Source organism: Seohaeicola saemankumensis (assembly GCF_021021435.1).
Taxonomy (GTDB): Bacteria; Pseudomonadota; Alphaproteobacteria; order Rhodobacterales; family Rhodobacteraceae; genus Seohaeicola.
In genome coordinates, this window is the sequence record NZ_JAINWI010000018.1 from 17,972 (window position 1) to 37,555 (window position 19,584).

16 protein-coding genes are annotated in these 19,584 nt (G+C 58.1%); 1 reads left to right on the forward strand and 15 read right to left on the reverse strand.

Annotated elements, in window-relative coordinates; translation table 11 throughout:
• Window positions 1-14 precede the first annotated feature (14 nt).
• Window positions 15-803: an enoyl-CoA hydratase/isomerase family protein gene (locus K7H22_RS16530; protein ID WP_230801991.1), complete on the reverse strand. Its 789-nt coding sequence runs from the start codon at window positions 801-803 to the stop codon at window positions 15-17.
• Between the two features lie 112 nt (window positions 804-915).
• Between K7H22_RS16530 and K7H22_RS16535 the strand changes: the two genes are divergently transcribed.
• On the forward strand, window positions 916-2,019 hold the full coding sequence (locus tag K7H22_RS16535) for a CaiB/BaiF CoA transferase family protein (protein WP_230801992.1): 1,104 nt from the start codon (window positions 916-918) through the stop codon (window positions 2,017-2,019).
• Between the two features lie 22 nt (window positions 2,020-2,041).
• Here K7H22_RS16535 and K7H22_RS16540 read toward each other — a convergent pair whose 3' ends face one another.
• The 14 genes from K7H22_RS16540 to K7H22_RS16605 all read right to left on the reverse strand — a co-directional run bounded on the left by K7H22_RS16540 (window position 2,042) and on the right by K7H22_RS16605 (window position 19,563).
• Window positions 2,042-2,830, reverse strand: a complete 789-nt coding sequence (locus K7H22_RS16540) for an SDR family NAD(P)-dependent oxidoreductase (protein WP_230801993.1) — start codon at window positions 2,828-2,830, stop codon at window positions 2,042-2,044.
• Between the two features lie 12 nt (window positions 2,831-2,842).
• Complete coding sequence (locus K7H22_RS16545; RefSeq protein ID WP_230801994.1) at window positions 2,843-3,634, reverse strand: ABC transporter ATP-binding protein; 792 nt, start codon at window positions 3,632-3,634, stop codon at window positions 2,843-2,845.
• A gap of 60 nt (window positions 3,635-3,694) precedes the next feature.
• Window positions 3,695-4,933: an ABC transporter substrate-binding protein gene (locus tag K7H22_RS16550; RefSeq protein WP_230801995.1), complete on the reverse strand. Its 1,239-nt coding sequence runs from the start codon at window positions 4,931-4,933 to the stop codon at window positions 3,695-3,697.
• 35 nt (window positions 4,934-4,968) lie between these two features.
• A complete protein-coding gene (locus K7H22_RS16555) occupies window positions 4,969-6,021 on the reverse strand; it encodes a branched-chain amino acid ABC transporter permease (protein ID WP_230801996.1) in 1,053 nt (350 codons plus the stop codon).
• A 3-nt stretch (window positions 6,022-6,024) separates the two neighbouring features.
• Entirely contained in the window at window positions 6,025-6,909 is an 885-nt protein-coding gene (locus K7H22_RS16560; RefSeq protein ID WP_230801997.1) for a branched-chain amino acid ABC transporter permease, read from the reverse strand.
• Between the two features lie 15 nt (window positions 6,910-6,924).
• A complete protein-coding gene (locus K7H22_RS16565; RefSeq protein WP_230801998.1) occupies window positions 6,925-8,922 on the reverse strand; it encodes an AMP-binding protein in 1,998 nt (665 codons plus the stop codon).
• A gap of 4 nt (window positions 8,923-8,926) precedes the next feature.
• Window positions 8,927-9,700 (reverse strand): ABC transporter ATP-binding protein, encoded by a 774-nt coding sequence (locus K7H22_RS16570; RefSeq protein WP_230801999.1) that lies wholly within the window; start codon window positions 9,698-9,700, stop codon window positions 8,927-8,929.
• 998 nt (window positions 9,701-10,698) lie between these two features.
• Window positions 10,699-11,862, reverse strand: a complete 1,164-nt coding sequence (locus K7H22_RS16575) for an acyl-CoA dehydrogenase family protein (protein ID WP_230802000.1) — start codon at window positions 11,860-11,862, stop codon at window positions 10,699-10,701.
• A 3-nt stretch (window positions 11,863-11,865) separates the two neighbouring features.
• Window positions 11,866-12,660 (reverse strand): citryl-CoA lyase, encoded by a 795-nt coding sequence (locus tag K7H22_RS16580; RefSeq protein WP_230802001.1) that lies wholly within the window; start codon window positions 12,658-12,660, stop codon window positions 11,866-11,868.
• Window positions 12,660-13,574 carry an SDR family NAD(P)-dependent oxidoreductase gene (locus K7H22_RS16585; protein ID WP_230802002.1) on the reverse strand — a complete coding sequence of 305 codons (915 nt, stop codon included), beginning with the start codon at window positions 13,572-13,574 and terminating at the stop codon, window positions 12,660-12,662. Before K7H22_RS16585 ends, K7H22_RS16580 begins: the two co-directional genes overlap by 1 nt.
• 12 nt (window positions 13,575-13,586) lie before the next feature.
• Window positions 13,587-14,546: a hydroxymethylglutaryl-CoA lyase gene (locus K7H22_RS16590; RefSeq protein ID WP_230802003.1), complete on the reverse strand. Its 960-nt coding sequence runs from the start codon at window positions 14,544-14,546 to the stop codon at window positions 13,587-13,589.
• 4 nt (window positions 14,547-14,550) lie between these two features.
• Window positions 14,551-16,557, reverse strand: a complete 2,007-nt coding sequence (locus K7H22_RS16595) for a biotin carboxylase N-terminal domain-containing protein (protein WP_230802004.1) — start codon at window positions 16,555-16,557, stop codon at window positions 14,551-14,553.
• 10 nt (window positions 16,558-16,567) lie between these two features.
• A complete protein-coding gene (locus K7H22_RS16600; RefSeq protein ID WP_230802005.1) occupies window positions 16,568-18,175 on the reverse strand; it encodes an acyl-CoA carboxylase subunit beta in 1,608 nt (535 codons plus the stop codon).
• Window positions 18,172-19,563 carry a phenylacetate--CoA ligase family protein gene (locus K7H22_RS16605; RefSeq protein ID WP_230802006.1) on the reverse strand — a complete coding sequence of 464 codons (1,392 nt, stop codon included), beginning with the start codon at window positions 19,561-19,563 and terminating at the stop codon, window positions 18,172-18,174. The genes K7H22_RS16600 and K7H22_RS16605 overlap by 4 nt, the downstream gene beginning before the upstream one ends.
• Window positions 19,564-19,584 lie beyond the last annotated feature (21 nt).

The following is a 19,584-nucleotide window of genomic DNA, read 5'->3' on the forward strand; positions in this document are numbered from 1 at the left end:
TTGTCCTCCTGATTTTAGTAACCGCGAAACTGCGGTTTGCGTTTCTCACCGAATGCCGTCAGCCCTTCGCGCATGTCCCATGAGCGCATGTGCGCGCGCAGGTTCAGCATCTCTTCGGCAAGCGCGGCGGTTTCGTCGACATTCAGCGACCTGTTCGCGACCGCTTTCATTCGGCGCAGCACGGCGGGGCTCTTGTCAGCCAGCCGGTCGGTGAAGACCTGCACGGCCTCTCGTAACTGCGCATCTGGGACGACAGTGTTGACCAATCCCCAGTCCATCATGTCCCTGGCCGAAACATTATCGCCCGAGAACAACAGGTATTTCGCGCGGTTCAATCCGATCCGTTTTGGCAGGATTGCCGCACCCCCCGCGCCCGGAAAGACGCCGAAATTCGAGTGGGCATCACCCAACTTTGCGCTTTCGGCGGCAAAGACGAGATCACAGGCCATTACCATTTCCAGACCGCCCGCCATTGCCAGTCCGTTCACGGCAGCGATGACGGGTTTCGGGCCGTTGCGCATCAGCCCGAAGGCGTGTTCGACCAGATCGAGAAGATCCGGCTCACCGGGTTCATGTCTGGCACCCGCGACTTCCTTCAGATCTGCACCGGCGCAGAAGGCCCGGCCCGTGCCGGTCAAGACGATGGCGCGAACCGCATCGTCGGCAATTGCCGTTTCCAGAGCGGCAGTCATTTCGCGCAGCATCTGCGTTGACATGGCATTCATCTGGTCGGTCCGCTGGAAGGTGATCCATTCGGTTCTGGCCACACGTTCGACGGATAGGGTTTGGGGCGCTTCAGTCATGTTAACCTCCTGAAGAACATAGATAATTATTTATTTTGACTTGCCTTTCGCGGCGGATTGCGCTGCTATGTTGCGGACCCGCACGCGGACGAAATGATAGTTGGAGAGTGATATGAGCACTGCACCCCTGGCCGGCCTGAAAATCCTTAGCCTCGCCGAGCAATTCCCCGGTCCTTATGCGACAATGCTGTTGTCCGACATGGGGGCCGAGGTGATCATGATCGAACGACCGGGTATCGGCGATCCGGCCCGGCAGTTTCCGCCGCTGTTCAGGGCGCTGAACCGTGGCAAGCGCAGCGTGGCGCTCGACCTGAAATCTGCCGATGGTCTTGCACAGTTTCGTACGCTTGCGCAAACTGCCGATGTCATTGTTGAAGGGTTTCGCCCCGGAAAGCTTGCGGCGCTCGGTGCCGGGTTCGAAGACATCCGAAAGATAAATTCGAGCCTCGTTTATGTGTCGATTTCGGGCTATGGGCAGGACGGGCCATATCGGGACAGGGCAGGGCACGATCTGAGCTACGAAGGTGTTGGTGGTCTGCTGGCAGATCAGGCGGAGACGGGTCTCCCCGGACCGCTGCCCACCGTCCCTCTGGCGGATATTGGCGCGGCTTTGTTTGCGGCCATCGCGATCCTGTCGGCAGTTATCTCCAGCCAGCGCACAGGGCAGGGTCGTTACGTGGATGTCTCGATGTCGGACGCAGTCGTTTCCATGCTCACCGCCTTCCTCGTTCCGGCGGCCAATGGCACGCCGCTTGGCGAATTCATCGCCGAACCGGCCTATGGCGTGTTTACCTGCAAAGACGGCAAGTTGATGACGCTGTCCATTGCGCATGAGGACTGGTTCTGGAAACCGTTCTGCGAAGTGATCGGCAAGCCGGAGCGTGCCGGATTGAAAGGCCGCGACCGTGTGGCGCAAAAGGACACTCTGCGCGAAGAGATCGCGGCGGTGCTGGTCAGCAAGACACGCGCCGATTGGGGCGCTCTTTTCGACGAGGCCGGCGTGCCCTGGGGACCGCTCAATTCGTTGGTTGAAACGCTTGATGACCCGCATGTGCGCGCGCGTCAGTTGCTGCGAACCATGACCCAAGAAGGCGGAAAGACAGAAACTTTCTTGGTCCAGCCGCTGAAGTTTGACGATTTTGATTCCGAGATTTCGGGTCTGCCGCCGGAAATTGGCGCCGACAATGAAAGCATCTTTGCGGGGGGCTCCGATTGACGGTTGCCCTCTGCATTTGGCTTTAGCAGGCAAAGGAATACCCGCCATTCACAGGATAGGTCTGGCCGGTGATCCAACTGGCCGCATCCGAGCACAGAAACAGGATCATCCCGGCAGGGTCCTCCGGCTCGCCCAGACGACGGATCACATATTGCGAAAGCGCCCGTTTTTCGGCTTCAGCGTCGGGGATTAGATCGGCGACTGCCGGGGTTCTTGTGCCGCCCAAGGCGACGCAATTCGCGGTGATTCCAAAGCGGCCACCGGCCTTTGCAATGGCGCGCATGAATCCCGCCGCCCCGGCCTTGGCACCGGAGTAAACGGCCAGATGCGGCTCTCCCACGCGGCCCGCGTCAGAGATGACCGTGACGATGCGTCCATATCTGCCCTTGACCATTAGCGGCATCGCATGGCGGGTACAGTTTAGAACGCCATCGAAATTGGTGGCCATCCAACGGCGCCATTCCGAAGGGTCCGATTCCCAGAAGGGTACCAAATCGTCAAGCCGCGAAGTCGGCCCCGCGTTCCCGGCGTTGTTGACTAGAATATCGACGCTGCCGAAGGTTTCATGTGCCTTGGCAAAGGCCGTGTCGACCGCTTCGAAATCGGACACGTCAAAAGCGAGCGGCAGCGCCTTTGCACCTGCCGCTTCTACTTCAGCGGCAACACTTTCGGCGCGCTCTGCGTGAAAATCGTTGACCACAACAGCGCCCGCACCGTGTTGGGCCAGATACAGTGCGACTTGACGGCCCACGCCTTGTCCGGCCCCGGATACAAATGCGGTCCGGCCCTTGATGTCGAGCAGTTCACTCATGATCTTTCCTTTTTATCCCAGCCACCTCTTGCGGCGTCGATAGTGTTTGATCTCGCGATAGCTCTTGCGTTCACCAGAGGCGGTGACGCCGAGATAGAATTCCTTGATGTCTTCGTTGTCGGCGAGCTTGTCCGCCGGACCGTCCATCACGATCCGCCCGTTCTCCATCACATAGGCATAGTCCGCGATCGACAGTGCCGCGGCGCTGTTTTGTTCGACCAGGAAGAAGGTCGTTCCTTCCGATTTTAGTTGCTTGAGCACCTCGTAGACATCCCGGATCATCATCGGAGCGAGCCCCAGAGACGGTTCGTCGATAGCAATGATTTTTGGTTTCGCCATCATGGCCCGGCCGATCAGCAGCAGTTGCTGTTCACCACCGGACATAAAGCCGGCGGTGCGGCTACGCAGAGCGGTCAAGCGTGGCATCAGGGTATAGACGTGATCCAGACGGCGTTTTAACTCGGCTGAGTTGGGCACCATGTGCCCACCAACGATCAGGTTCTGCTCGCAGGTGAGGTGTCGCAACACGCGTCGGCCTTCCATCACGTGTATCAGGCCGTTCTTGACGACGTTCGACGTTTCCATGTTCTGGATCGCGGTGCCGTTCAGAATGATTGAACCTGCCGAAACCGTCCCGTCTTCAGATTTCAGGGTTCCGGAAATGGCTTTGAGTGTGGTGCTTTTTCCCGCGCCGTTGCCGCCAAGCAGTGCAACACATTGACCTTCTTGGACCGACATCGACACGCCCTTGAGCGCCAGGATGACGTCGGAATAGGTCACTTCTACGTTGTTGAGTTCCAGCATATTTTTGCGCTCGAAGCTAAGGATTAGGACGGGTGCCGCTAGCGCGGCACCCGGTTGCGTTCACCACTTCTGAAGGTCGGGAACATCGACACCGGTGGCATCGATTGCGATCTTGCCGTCCTTCACGGTGCCGACATTCACTTTGAGACCCTGCAGAGGGAAGGGCGCGTCGGGGGTGAAGGTCAAGGTCGGCAGAAACCCATGTGTTTCCTCGGTTGTGATCGGCTGCGCAAAGAGCGCCTCGCGCACCTTCTCACCGGTCACACCATCGGCGCCATTTTCCTCGATCGCGTGCTGGATCACGGCCACTGTGTACAGACCCTGGGAAATGCCCATCGCGGTGACGACGTTCCACGGCGCCTCAAGGCCATAATCCGCAACCAGTGTTTCATAGAATTGCCGCGCAGGAGTGTCCTCGTCGGCGGCAACTGCCATGCCGTAGGCTTCGTAGTCACCTTCGAGTTGCTCGAGTCCCCCAAGCGCAGCGCCGGAGGCGGGCAACCCGTTATGCGAGCTCATCATGATTGGGATATTGGCTCCGTTTGCTTGCAACCCCCGTTTTGCGGCAACCACAATAGAGGTGTTTGTCTGGATGACGAGAGCTTCGGCCCCGGCCCGAACCACGCGGCGCATCTGTGCTGTCAGGTCGGTCGGTTGGACTTCAGTATAGATGACTTCAACCAAGTCGATTTCCTGCGGATGCTCTTCGGCATAGAGTTCGAGGCCCTTAGCCATATCGACATAGGCTGGCGATGCTTCGGAGGCCAGAATCGCAACTTTGAGCGGTTCGTCTCCGCCCCGCTTTTCGCGCATCCAATTTAGAAAACCTGCGCTCTCGTGCGAATAAGTCGGACGCGGGTTGAAGATCCAGGCATCGGACTGCCAAGCATATCCGTATGCGGCTGTCGCCATGAACATCGGAATCTTATCTTCTGGCAGGCGTTCAGACAGGGCGGCAACATCCGGCCCACCGAGGCCGACAACCGCAATCGGATCCAGCTCAGATTTGATCCCCGGCCACAGGCTTGCGACCTGTGCAGCGTCATAGCGGGTTTCGTAGTTTTTGTAATTCAGAGTGACGCCGAGTTCCTGGCCGCTGGTTTCGTTCCACCAGTCGAACACGGTTTCCCGGCTTGCCGCCAGAATCGGCATGATATCGGCATACGGTCCCGAAAAGTCCGATAGCAGAGCCAAATTGTATGTCGTTTCCGCATATGCCTTGATTGGCATGGCTGCCGTGACTGTTATGGCACCTGCCGCAAGTAGGCCGCGGAGCCCAAGTCTTGTCTTGTCCGTCATTGTTATTCCTCCCAGGTTTAAAGCCGCGCTATTGGTCAATAGGGAAACGGCCAGATACGGTAAGATGATTTCAGGATATTCCAGCGGTGCATCAGTCCCTTGGGTTCAAGAATCATGAACAAAGCGATTACGCCGCCGAGAATGACATTCATGCCTGCGAACACTATGTCGCCGCCCAGAAAGGATACCGATTCGGCGATGTTGGGGCCGACGGTCGCTATGATTTCCTGGATGATACGGATGACGAAGACACCGATCAAAGCTCCTACGATCGACCCCATTCCGCCCACGATGATCATTGCGACGAAGAAGATCGAGTGAAAGAGGGTGAATTGATCCACGCCGACAAAGCGGATCATATAGGCCCAAAGTGCGCCCCCCACACCGGCATAGAACGCGCCGATCAGAAAGGCATTCGCCTTGGTGGCTGCAACGTTGATGCCCATAATGCCGGCTGCTACGTCATCGTCCCTGACGGCCACGAACGCCCGGCCAAAGCGTGATCGCACAATTCCGAAGGCACCGGCGACCATGATCGAGGCAACCACGAAATTCATGTAGAATTGCGCTGTTTCACCGACAAAACGCACTCCGAAAAGTTCCGCAGGTGGAACCGTGATGCCGTTTGACCCACCCATCCAGGTCGATGGGAGGTTCAGGATCGCAAAGTGAAAGATGAACTGGGCCGCGATTGTTGTCAGAGCCAGATAGAACCCTTTGATCCGCGCCGCCGTCAGTCCGAAGAGAAAGCCGAACGCCGCAGCCGAGAACCCTGCCAAGGGAATCGTAAGAAGGAACGTCAGGCCGGTCTTCGAGGCTAGTATCGAGGCGGTATATGCACCGACGCCCATGAATGCCGCCTGGCCGAGATTGATCTGGCCAGCATAACCGGTGCAAATCTGAAGCCCGACGGCAATGACGGCGCTGATCAACATCATGTTCAGCACGGCGATAATGCGCCCGCTGAACAGATAGGGTGCCAACAGCATGAGAACGGCGAACAAGGCAAGGGCCAGAAGTTGCCAGCGGGTGCGGACAACGCGTCTGTCGGCGCGATAGCTTGTCGGGAAAATGCCGGACGGATCCATGGTTTACACCCGCTCGATTGTGCGCCAGCCGAACAAGCCAGTGGGCCGGATCAGCAGAATGGCGAGCATGATGATGTAAGGCACGACACTGCCCATAGAGCCGCCGATCAGCGGATCAAGGTAGTTGGTAGTCAGGCTTTGGGCGATGCCGATGATCACCCCAGCAAGGATCAGCCCGCCGATAGACTCCAAACCGGCAAACAATGCCACCGGCAGCGCGGCAAACCCGATATCCGAGGCAAGGAAGGTCAGCGACTTGCCGCTGAGAAAGATCATCGCGCCGATCGTGGACAGGATCGCCCCCACAATCCAGGCAAAGGCGATCGACTCTTTCACTGAAATCCCCATCGAGGATGCGACAAGATGATCCTCCGCCACCGCAGTCATTCGCAAGCCGGACCGGGTTCGATTGAAGAACCACGACAGGCCCACGGCAGCGATAATGGTAATGATGCCGCCAATCAGAAGATTCATCGGGATCAACATGTCGCCCAGGAACAGGGGTTTCAGCGGAAAGATGATCGGAAAAGGGCGAACGGCAGGGCCGAACAGCAACAGCACAAGCCCTCGCAACAGGATCAGCAGGCCGACCGTGACCATGACCATTGAAAACACAGATTCACCGATTAGCTTTGTCAGGAAAATCCGCTCGATTGCATACCCTACAAGACCTGCCAGAACCAAAGACAGCGGTATCGACAGCCACAGGCTGAGCCCCATTTGCATGGTCGTGAACCAGACGATGAACCCGCCGATGATGACAAGCTCGCCTTGCGCGAAATTGAATACCTTGCTGGCTCGGTAGATCACGACGAACCCCATGGCCACCAATGCGTAGAGCAGGCCGATCAAAGCCCCGGTTATGATATCATTGATGAGATAAATCATTGTCACCGAACTCCCTTAAGTTTGCGACTGCCGATTGGCAGCCTTAGATGCGTCTTCAACATCCGATACGTGAACACTGGCTTTGAGCACGCCCTGGCGGCCATCCTGATAGGTCACGGCGATTTCAAGGCTGGTCTTGTCATCACCGGCATAAATCGCCTCGACAAGCTTCGCATATCGCTCTTCCAGAAAGGCGCGGCGGAGTTTCCGGCTCCGGGTCAACTCGCCTTCATCCGGGTCTAGTTCCTTTGGAAAGTTCGCAAACCGCACCACGCGCGAACCCTCAGGCAGAAGCGCATTGATACGCGCTACTTCGTTCCTGATGAGTTCAAGAATCTCGGGTTTTTGCGACAGATCAGTATAGGTTGAAAAACTGATCTTGTTCTCTTCCGCCCAACGGCCGAGAACTTCCATGTCTATATTGATCAGCGCGCTGACAAAGTCTCGGGTTTCATCGCCCAGGGTCATCAGATCCTTGATGAAGGGGCTATAACGCAGCCGCGTCTCGATGAACTGCGGCGGATAGCTGTGCCCGTTTGCCAGTCGGCGCATGTCTTTGACCCGATCGAAGAACACGAGTTCTCCGTCGTCGGTCATCGAGACAGCGTCGCCGGTGGCATACCAGCCTTCTTCGGTCAGCGCCTCGGCAGTTTTATCGGGTTTGCCGTGATACCCGCCGAAACCCGATCCGCCGCGGACCTGAAGTTCCCCTTGCGGCGAAACCCGGTATTCGAGCGGGTTGCCATAGGAAGTGTTGCTTTGCATCCAGCTACCGCTTGTTTCAAGCTGATAGCTTTCGCCCACATGTGCGGTCAGAAGCCCGATCTCGGTCGCCCCGTAGACATTGCGCAGTTTGACACCCATCGCGTGGAACATGCGAAAGACATCCGGCGCCATCAGCGCACCGCCGCTTAGTGCGTTCTTGGCTTTCCCAAGTCCGAGATTGTCGCGCAGGTGATGCAGGACGAGCGCCTCGGCGATGGGGAGTTGCAGGCGAGCGGAAAGGGTTGGCTTGCGCCCTTCCAGATGTTCGACATAAACGTCGCGGCCGACTTTCATACCCCAGTTGTACATTGCCTTGCGGACGTTGCCGGCCCCCAGCATCCGAGCCTGAACGATAGAGGCGAGATTTTCCCACTGGCGCGGGCTGAACACCAAAGCGTCAACCGCGAGTTCGCGGATGTTATCCAGCACTTCCTCGGGGCCTTCGGGAAAGTTCACGACCATCGGCGCGATCAGCCCGATCGACAGGCCGAAAATCTGTTCCGTCACCCAGGCCGGTGAGATATAGGTGAGGTATTCCGTGCCCGGTGCAATTTCGATCGCGCCCATCACCCGCGAGCAGTTGTCGAACAGATAGCGATGGCTGATGATAACGCCTTTGGGCTTTCCGGTGGTCCCTGACGTGTAGGACAGCAGAGCCGTGTCCTCGGCACGACCACGTTTGACATGATCTTCAAACCGGGAAGGGTCTTTGGCGTGTATTTGTCGTCCGGCGTCGCTCACGCTCTCGAACGAACACAACAGCGGGTGGTCGTAGTTCCAAAGCCCCGAACCATCCCAGTAAATGATCGCCAAGCCTCCCTGGTACTTGTTCGCGATCTCAATGCATTTATCAACTTGTTCCTGGTCCTGCGCCAGAAATATTCGTGTCTGGGAATCTTCTGCGAGGTAAAGAATTTCCTCAGCGGTCTGATCAGGATAGACAGACAGAACCTTCCCGCCAAGTGACTGTACCGCGTATTCGGCCCAGAAATGCTCTGGCTCGTTCTCTCCGATCATCATCACGGAGTCGCCTGCTTTCAGGCCTTTGTCCTCCAGCCCGAGTGCCAGCGCTCGGACCTTGTCAAGCACATTGGCCCAAGTGAATTCGCGCCAGATTCCTAGGTGCTTATGGCGCTCGGCCAGCGCGTTGGGGGTTGAGGATGCACGCGCAAGCAAAACCTGTGGCAGGGTTTCGCTCTGCGTCACGGCCGGGTCGGTATAGACCATTGCTTTTCGTTGTTTGACCATTCCGCTACCCCAGATATGCCTTGATCACTGCTGGGTTTTTCTGGATCTCTTCGGGCGTTCCTTCGGCGATCACTTTCCCAAAATCTAGCACCACGATCCGGTCGGCAATATCCATCACCACACCCATGTCATGCTCAACCAGAACCACCGGAATTTTGCGCGCTTCGCGCACATCGAGAATGAAGCGCGCCAGGTCTTCCTTCTCTTCCGAGTTCATGCCAGCCATCGGCTCGTCCATCAGCAGTATCGACGGCTCCTGCGCCAGCGCTCGCCCCAGGTCGACCCGCTTGCGCAACCCATAGCCCAATGTGCCGACAGGCCTGCTTCGGATTGCTGTAATTTCCAGGAAATCAATGATTTCCTCTGCCGCTTCGCGATGCTCGGACTCTTCGCGTATCACTGGGCCGAACTGGAAAAAGGCCTGAATCACATTCGATTTCATCAGCATGTGACGACCGATCATGATGTTTTCCACCACACTCTGCCCGGCAAAAAGATGGGTGCCCTGAAAGGTGCGCGCCAGACCCAGTCGAGCGATCTGGTCGACACGCAATCCTGTGACGTCTTTACCGGACAGTTCGACACGTCCTTTCTGAGGACGATAAAACCCTGCTGTAACATTCAGAAGAGATGTTTTTCCGGCACCGTTCGGGCCTATGATTGCCAGCAATTCGTTGTCATTGACGGTGATGCTTACATCGTCGAGCGCAGTCACACCGCCGAATTTCAATGTCGCGCCATGAACTCCAAGCGGTGCGAATCCCGCAGCGGTGGTCATATCGTAATCCATGCTTGGTTTTGGCGTGCTGTGCGGTAAATCACCGCGGCACGAACTGTCGCCCAATTGACGTCTAGGCCTCCGCGCATCAACGCTCCTCCCCGCGATCTTCACAGAATTTTATTGGCTTTTTCCAGCCCCCTTCACAAAACTAACGTATGTTAGAAAACAAATCAACAACTGACTCTCGTGACCTCGCAGAGTAATTGGCGGAAAAAAAGCACTGGCTGGTTTCGTCCTGACGACGGACTGTCCCTGAGGCAGCATCGAGCTTGCAGGTCAACTGAATCTCGCAGGGGGGGGGTGTCATCGATGTCAGTGCTGGCCCCGGAAGGAAAACCCATGAGGAAACTTACTTATCGCCTTTGCCACAAGGTTCAAAAAGTAGTGTCAGCTTGAAGAAAGTGCCGTGCACGACAGGCCCAGCATATGCGTCCGGCCAGATCGAGATGCGCCAGTTCGACGGGTGGGAAACCTTGTCTCAACTCCTTGAGCCGATGCCCCTTGACCTTGCCGCCCGAGAAACCCAAGCGTCACATATGTTAGTGGACGAGCAAGTTCTCTAATCGTCGTGGACAAGATCTGATCGTGCAATGTTTCACACTGCGCGCCGGACTCCAATGTTCTCTCCGCGGTCGCCGTTCGGCGCCGCATGCTTGCGTTCAGGTTCGGGTGGATCGAAGTGGTATGCGCCGTCGCAACAGCCTGTGCTTGCTGTGCCTAAAGAGCAGTTGCTGATGCAATACCCCGCCGCGCATATCTAACACATGCGAAGGCGTTCATGGTAAAGGACCTGCAACTGCAGCATGTCGTATCCGACATCAAAGTTGCAAATCCTCCATCGCTAAAATCAAAAGCCGCGTTGGTCGATAACAACCGTGTCGAACATGTCTTTGCCCTCACACAGATCGGTGAGCTGGCCTCATTGCCCAGACCAAGGATGTTTCTTTGGATTGCGGCTTTGGTCCCGCATGTCAGGAATCTCGCCCAGACAAATTTCAGAACGACCGCGGCATACCCAGAATATGCTCGCCGACGTAGGACAGGATCAGGTTGGTCGAGATCGGGGCCACCTGATACAGTCGGGCCTCTCGGAACTTGCGCTCGACATCGTATTCCCGTGCGAAACCGAAACCGCCATGGGTCTGGATGCAGGCATTGGCCGCCTCCCAACTGGCCTCTGAAGCCAGCAGCTTGGCCATATTCGCCTGCGCCCCACTATCCATCCCGGCATCGAATCGTCTGCAGGCTTCAAAGCGCATCAGATTGGCGGCCTCGATATTCACATAGGATCTGGCGATAGGGAATTGCACGCCCTGGTTCTGGCCGATGGGACGGTCAAAGACGACGCGGTCGCCTGCATAAGCGCGAGCCTTGTCAACGAACCAGTATCCATCACCGATACATTCCGCCGCAATCAGGGTCCGTTCGGCGTTCAGCCCGTCAAGAATGTGGTAAAACCCGCGCCCTTCGGTCCCTATGAGATTTTCAGCGGGGATTTCCAGGCTGTCAAAAAATACTTCATTTGTTTCGTGTCCGGGCATATTGGCGATGGGGCGGACCTCCATGCCGTTGCCGATTGCCTCTTTCAGATCGACCATAAAGATCGACAGGCCCTGCGACTTTTTCTTGACCTCGTTCAGAGGCGTGGTGCGTGCCAGAAGGATCATCAGGTCAGAATGCTGGATGCGGCTGATCCAGACCTTCTGGCCATTGATCTCATACCGGTCACCCTTCTTGACCGCGGTGGTCTTCAGTTTGGTGGTGTCAGTTCCGGTTGTCGGTTCGGTCACGGCCATGGATTGTAGGCGCAACGCGCCGCTGGCAATGCTGGGCAGGTATTTCTGCTTTTGCTCATCCGAACCGTGCCGCAGCAGCGTGCCCATATTATACATCTGCCCGTGGCAATGACCCGCGTTGCCGCCGCAGCGGTTCACCTCTTCCACGATGATCGAGGCTTCCGTCAACCCCAGACCCGAGCCACCGTATTCCTCGGGGATCATCGCCGCGAGCCAGCCCTCGCGGGTCAGCGCATCGACGAATTCCTCGGGGTAGGTTTCGTTCTCGCCGAACTTGCGATGATATTCCGGCGGAAACTGCGCGCAAAGTGCGCGCAAGGCGTCGCGCAAATCGGTGTGAGTGTCTGGGGCTGACGTCTGCATTGGCTACTTCGCTCCCGGACCCGACGTTTCAAGAATTTCCTGCTCGGCACGCTGCCAAAGCTCATAAGAAATCGGGTTTTCGCTCTCTTCAAGGATATGACCGACCAGACCGATGGCGCGTGCCATGACACCAAAGCCGCGCACGATCTTCCAGGGAAAGCCGAATTCACAGCAGATGGCTCCAATCGCACCAGTGGCATTGATCGGCAGCATCTTGCCCGATTTTTCTTCGGCAACGGCCTGAATTTTCTGGATCAACTTGATGTATTCACCGGACTTGCCGTTCTCGGCAGCGATCTGGAACAGGCGTGGCGTGCGCGGATCGACTGGCTTGTGCACCGGATGTCCGAGCCCCGGCACGATCATCTTGCGGGTGCGGAACTTTTCCACCGTCTCGACGGCCAGCGCATCCAGATCGACACCGGTGCCCAACTTGTCCTGTGGCAGCGCCTCGTAAAGCATTTTCGAGGCACCTTCCATCGAACCGACAAAGACGGTGCCCAGCCCACACAAGCCAGCCGCCACAGCCGCCTGAAGCGATTCCGGCGCCCCCATATAGGTCATCCGCGCCGCCAGTGCCGAAGGCGTGATGCCATGTTCGACCAGTGTAATGACGATGGCGTTGAACACCCGGCTTTCCTCGGGTGTGGCCTTGCGGCCTGTCAACTGCAGGAATGCCAGATCGCCGAGGTTCATGTGCCCCAGAATCTCGTTGGGCAGGTCGAGGCCACGCACGCTGATCTTGTCAGAGGTGCTCCAGGCAATATCGGAGCTGATTTTTTCTTTGCGTTTTCCCATTAGACTGGATCCCAAGAAAAGACATCCGCCGAAACCTCGAGCGGCGTGAACTGCGATTTGAGCGCGGGAATGGCGCGCTCGGCGATTTCATCGGCGGTCCAGCCATCACCGGAATGGATCGACCGTACCGGGCGGGGCTGGTTGAACAGGAAGATCTCGTTCTTGCGCACCGCAAAGATTTGTCCTGACACGTCAGCCGCGCGGTCGCTCATCAGAAAACAGGCCATCGGCGCGACCTTGGCTGGTGTCATCTCCTTGATCTTGGCAACCCGCGCCTTCTGTTCTTCGGTGTCGGTCTTGATCGACGAGATCATCCGGCTCCAGGCGAAGGGCGCGATGCAATTGGACCGGACGTTCCAGCGCTTGAGATCAAGCGCAACAGATTTTGAGAAGGCCGCGATGCCCAGCTTCGCGGCAGAGTAGTTCGCCTGGGCAAAATTGCCGATCAGCCCCGAGGTCGAGGTCATGTGCACGAGCGCGCCGCTTTCCTGTTCGCGGAAATAGTCGGCGGCCGCGCGGCTGGTATTGAAGGCACCATAAAGATGGACCTTCACCACCGCGTCGAAATCCTCATAGGTCATCTTGTGGAAGTAACCGTCGCGCAGAATGCCGGCGTTGTTTACCACCCCGTCGATGCGGCCGAATTCTTTGACACCAGCTTCGATCATCGCGCGTGCGGCGTCGGGATCGGTGACGTTGCCGCCATCGGCAATGGCGTCGCCGCCTGCTGCCTTGATCTCTTCAACGACTTTCTGCGCCGCGGTTTCTGTCTGACCGGTGCCTTTCAGGGACGCGCCCAGATCATTGACGACCACGGCGGCGCCTTCCGAGGCTGCCATCAAGGCGATGTCACGCCCGATCCCCCCGCCGGCCCCGGTGACCAGAACAACCTTTCCATCAAGTGCCTTTGACATTCTCATTCTCCCTCAGCTTGCCTTGCGGTATTTGTCCAGGCCGCCGGTATGCATGACCCGGCCCATGAGCGGTACGCCGATGATCTCTTCTGCCTTGACCGCCGCTGCGATCAGCTTGTCCAGATCAATGCCGGTCTCGATGCCCAACTCGTGACACAGGAACACTGCATCTTCGGTACAGACATTTCCTGCGGCGCGGGCGTGGCCGTGGCCCGCGAAAGGACAGCCGCCAAGACCGGCAACCGAGCTTTCAAACATGTCCACGCCCATCGACAGAGCGGCATAAACGTTGGCGATTCCCAGCCCGCGTGTGTCATGGATATGCATACCGATGCGCGCCTCGGGCGCCATTTCGCGAAGGGCGCCGATCATGCGTTTGACCGCCTCGGGGTTTCCCCAGCCCATGGTGTCGGCGATCACAAGGATCGGCACGGGGATGTCCTCTTCTTCGCACAGTTGAAGTATGAAACGGAAATCGTCCAGGATGCGCTTTTGCGGGATCGGACCTTCGAGATTGCAGCCGAAGGCCGTCATCACATAGGCCGCGTCGACCGTATATCCCTCTTCTTTGTAAAGGCGGACCCAGTCGCGTTGCCTTTCGCGCATCTCTACAGAGGAACAATTATTGTTTGATTGAGCGAATGCCTCGGACGGATAGAACAGCAGGCGCGGATCGATATCGACCTCATGCGCGGTCAAGGCCTTGCGAAACCCTTTGTCGTTCAGCCAGAGCGACGTGTAGTTCACACCCGGCTTGCGCTTGATGCGCTGGAACAGCTCTCCGGTATCGGCCATCTGCGGCACGTATTTCGGGCTGACAAAGCTGCCGACCTGAATGCGCTTGAGACCGGTTTCGCTGAGCATGTCGATCAGCTCGATTCTTTCTTCGATCGGATAAATCTTTTTTTCGATCTGGAAACCCTCACGCGGGCCTTCCTCACGAAATTCGACGAATTTGGGAAAGTCGTTCATTTCATCACTCCTCGGATGGCAGAATCTCGGCGATGACCTGGCCGCGATCGACCATGTCTCCATTCGAGACGGATATATTGCTGGCGATTCCGGCCGCAGTCGCCCGGATCGAGATTTCGAGTTTCATCGATTCCATGACCGCAACCACGTCGCCTTCGGCGACAGTCTGGCCGTCGGAAACCTTGATTTCGACAATCATACCCGTCAGTGGAGAGGTCACGGCGCGATCCGCCACAGCTTCGCCGCCGGCAAAGGCAAGGGGCGCGGCAGGGCGGAAGATAAGACGGCCTTCGGGTGTGTCCAGTTCGATCACGCCGGCGTGCAGACGTGTCTCGATCAAGTGGACAGTGTCGCCCTCAGCAATACGCCAACGGCCCGGCGAGATTTCACGTGCGGACAGTATCAGCGCTTCGCTGTTCTCCGAATAGACTGTGTATATTGCACCCGGTTTGACAGGCCCGACACGCAATTCCTCGGATGCCTGGTCTGAATCGGTGAGCGTCACACGCTGCCCCGCTTCGATAGCATCTCCGCCCAGGCCAAGCCGCCAGCCGGTAAAGGAGTCACGGTTGGCCCAGGGATTGGCGTTCGCGTCGCCGCGCGATGTAGTCACAAAGAGAATGGCGGCTGCCGCTTTCCACAGATCGGGGCGAACGAGGGCGGTTGCTTGTGTCAACTCGTCCAGCCTGCCGTCGATCCAGCGGGTATGCACCTGCATCCGTTCGAATTCAGGGTTTCGCGCCAGCGCCGTCAGAAAGGCGCGATTGGTCTCGACGCCTTCGACCGAGACATGATCCAGCGCGGTAGCCAGACGCGCCAGTGCAGTTTCCCGGTCGGGCGCGTGCACGATCAGCTTGGCGATCATCGGATCGTAATAAGGTGTGACCGCGTCGCCTTCCTCGACGCCACTGTCGATGCGCAGGCCCGATGGCAGGCGGAGCGTGGAGAGCGTGCCCGTCGACGGGGCAAATTGCATACTTGGGTCTTCGGCGTACAGTCGCGCCTCGACCGCATGTCCGTTGATCTTGAGGTCCTCCTGAACCAGACCAAGGCCCGCACCTTCGGCAATGCGCAAGTGAAGCGCGACAAGGTCCAACCCAGTAATCGCCTCGGTAACGGGGTGTTCCACTTGAATACGCGGGTTCACCTCAAGGAAGAAATACTCGTCCCCCGCGACCAGAAATTCGACCGTGCCCAGCCCGCGATAGTCCAGCGTTTCGCCCAAGCGCACCGCGTCGCGTGCGATGTCGTCCAGAAGCGTTCGGGGCAGACCCCAAGCCGGTGCTTCCTCGATGACTTTCTGGTGGCGGCGCTGAAGCGTGCAATCGCGTTCAAACAGATGTACTACATGGCCCTTGCCGTCGCCCGCGATCTGCACTTCGACATGGCGCGCCTCGGGCAGGAAACGCTCCAACAACAGCCCTTCGGAGCCGAAGGTGGATTTAGCCTCGCGCAGCGCGCCTTCGATGTCCTCGACCAGCGTGGTTTCGTCGGTGACGAGCCGTTGACCGCGCCCGCCTCCGCCACCGACCGCCTTGAGCAGGACTGGCAGGCCCATTTGGCGCACCTCGTCGGCAATCTGCTGGGGATCCGACCGCGCGCCTTCCGCGCCTGAAATGACCGGGACGCTGGCTGCCACGGCGGCCTGTTTGGCGCTGGCTTTGTCGCCGAATCGTTCAAGCGTTTCCGGCGTCGGCCCCATAAAGATCATGCCGGCGGCTTCGACCGCACGGGCAAAGTCGGGGTTCTCTGCCAGAAAGCCGTAACCGGGATGGATTGCATCCGCACCCACTGATTGCGCGGCGGCAATCACCGCATCGATTTTCAGATAGCTTTCGGATGCAGGTCCGGCGCCAATACAGACCGATTTGCCAATCTCGCGGACATGCAGGGCATTGGCGTCGGCCTGCGAATGTATACCGACAGGGGCGATACCGCTGGCCCGCGCGGTGCGCGCGATCCGGCAGGCAATTTCGCCGCGGTTGGCGATCAGAAGCGTTTTGATTTTCATGGTTCGCTCCTCACATCCTGAAGACGCCGAAATTGGTATCGACCTTGGGTCTGCGTGATGTCACATCCAGCATCAGCGCCATGACGTCACGGGTCTCACTGGGCTCGATCACGCTGTCGATCCAAAGGTTGGAAGCAAAATTATAGGCACCCTGAAAATTTTCGTATTCCTTTCGGATCGGCGCCTTGAAGGCTTCTTCTTCCTCCGGCGACCAGCTTTTCCCTTCGCGTTCATGGATCTGCGCGCGGACCTGAGCCAGCACGCTTGCAGCCTGTTCGGGACCCATTATCGCGGAACGGCCCGTCGGCCAGGCGAACATCGCGTCCGGCTGGAACGGGCGGCCCAGCATGGCCAGATAGCCCGCTCCGTATGAGCCGCCGGTGATGATGGTGAACTTTGGCACTCGCGCAGAGGACATGGCCGTGATCATCTTGGCCCCGGCTTTGGCGATGCCCATCTGTTCGACTTCGCGGCCCACCATGAAGCCATTCACATCAGCGAGAAACAGCAACGGGATATCTCGCTGGACGCAGAGATTGATGAAATGCGTTGCCTTCAGCGCGGCTTCGACGAACAGCACGCCCGTATTTGCGAGTATACCGACCTCATGGCCATGGATGCGCCCCCAACCGGTCATGATCGTGTCGCCATAGAGCGGCTTAAATTCGTGAAAATCGCTGTCATCCACAAGCCGCGCGATGATCTCGCGGTTTTCGGTAGGTACCTTCGGGTCGCGGCTGATGATGCCGTAGATTTCCTCGACCGGATAGGCGGGGGGGCGCGGCGTTTGCGGCGTCTTGCGGGGCAGAGGCTTTTCGCCCAGATGGCTGACGATCTCGCGCGTGATGGCAAGCGCGTGGGCGTCATCCTCCGCAAGATGGTCGGTCACACCCGACACTGACGAGTGCATTTTGCCGCCGCCCAGTTCTTCTGCATCCACCTTTTCGCCCGTCGCGGCAAAGGTCAGTTCCGGGCCACCCAGATACATGAAGCCCTGGCCACGCACGATCACCACTTCATCGCAGAGCGCCGGGATATAGGCACCGCCAGCGGTGCAAGGCCCCATGACGACGGCGATCTGCGGAACGCCGTCACCGGACATGCCGATCTGTTGGTGAAAGATGGACCCGAACTGGCCTTCGTCAGGAAACAGGTTGGCCTGATCGGGCAGGAAAGCCCCGCCCGAGTCAACAAGCGTGATGACAGGCAGGCGGTTATTCCATGCGATTTTTTGTGCCCGGACATGTTTGCGGCAGGTGATCCCGAAATATGTGCCGCCCTTCACGGTCGCATCATTGGCGATGATCATGCACTGACGACCTTCGATCACACCGATTCCGGTGATGATACCGGCACCGGGCGGAACACCTTTGTGCATGTTCAGTCCTGCCAGTTCGCCGAGTTCCAGAAAAGGTGTGCCCGGATCGATCAAACGCTCAATCCGTTCGCGGGGCAGGATCTTGCCTTTTTCCACATGACGTTCGCGCGCTTTTTCGGGGCCGCCGACGCGCTGTGTGAGCCGGAGGGCATGCAGTTCGTCAACTTTATCGCGGTAAGACGCGTCGTTGGCGCGGAAGTCGTCCGACGCGGTGTCGAGAAGGGATTTCATTTTTGTCATGGCAGGTCTGGATATTTTCTGAGAACGAAGGCGACCTTGGCGGCGCCGGGTTTTTCGAAAGAGTCGGCCGCAACCAGGTGAACGTCGGCCTTAAAAACCAAGGAGTCGCGCAGTCGTTGCTCGATTTTCTTTTTAAGGGTGGCATCATCGGCCGGATCCCGATCGGGGCCGCGTTCGACGATCACCGTCAGCGCACCTTGCGTAGTATGGCCTTCGAAATCGGCCACGATGCGCATAACGCCGTTGGTCTCCGGCACCATTTCGGTGATGACGCTGTTGATGGCCGACGGAAAGACATTTGCCCCGCGCACGATCAGCATATCGTCGGTACGTCCGGTGCAACGGATTTTGGGGCCGGTCCGACCGCAGGTGCATTCGGTGTCGATGACCTCGATATAATCACCTGACCGGAACCGCACCAGAGGGCTCGCCTGCCGGCCGATGGCGGTATAGATCATCTCGCCTTCGGCACCTTTTTCCCAAGGTATGATTGCGCCGCTTTCGGGGTCGAGCAATTCGGTGATGATATAGTCCATGTTGACCATATGCATCCCCGTCTGGGCGTCACATTCGGCCCAATAGGTCACGCCCAAGTCGGTGCCGCCCAGCATTTCAGAGCATTTTGCACCCCATGCCTCTTCGATCTTGGCGCGAATTGCAGGGATGCCACCGCCGGGCTCTCCGCCGACGACCACTTGTTCCACGCCCAATTCACTGGCCTTGCATCCCAGCACTTCTGGTGCCTTTTCAGCCAGGTGCAGAACGAAATTCGGAGCGCCGACGATACAACGCGGGCGCGTATCGGCGCAGGCGCGCAGCAGCCGCTCGACACCGCCGTCCGCTCCCACTGGCACATCGATCGTGCCCATGTACTGCAGGCCCTGCATCACCGGAATGCCGCCGACAAAGCCCTTGGCCAGCGAAAATGCATGCAGCACCATGTCGCCGGGGCGCACGCCATTGGCAAAGAAACAACGCGCTGTCATCTCGTGCCACATCTCGGCGTCGGCTTCGGTGAGGGCAACATATGAGGGGCTGCCGGTCGTGCCCGACGAGGCCTGCATCTGGACGATGTCGGCCATCGGCGCGGCGCGGTGCTTGCCGAACGGCGGCGCGGCGGACAGGCTTTCGCGGATCTCGGTCTTGTAAGTGTAGGGCAGCTTCTGCAGGTCTTCGATGGTGCGTATATCGTCGAATTCCATACCGGCCTCGGCGAACTTTTCCTGATAAAAGGTCGAGTTCGCCTTGAGGTAGGCCATCTGATCACGCAACCGCTCTTCCTGAATGCGGCGCACCTCGTCGAGTGGCGTGCCCTCGATCTCGTGCCAGAAGCGATCATTTACCTTGTCAGCGGCATCCTCGCGCCGGAAGCGCATTCCAAATTGCATATTGTCCTCCATTCTAGGCCG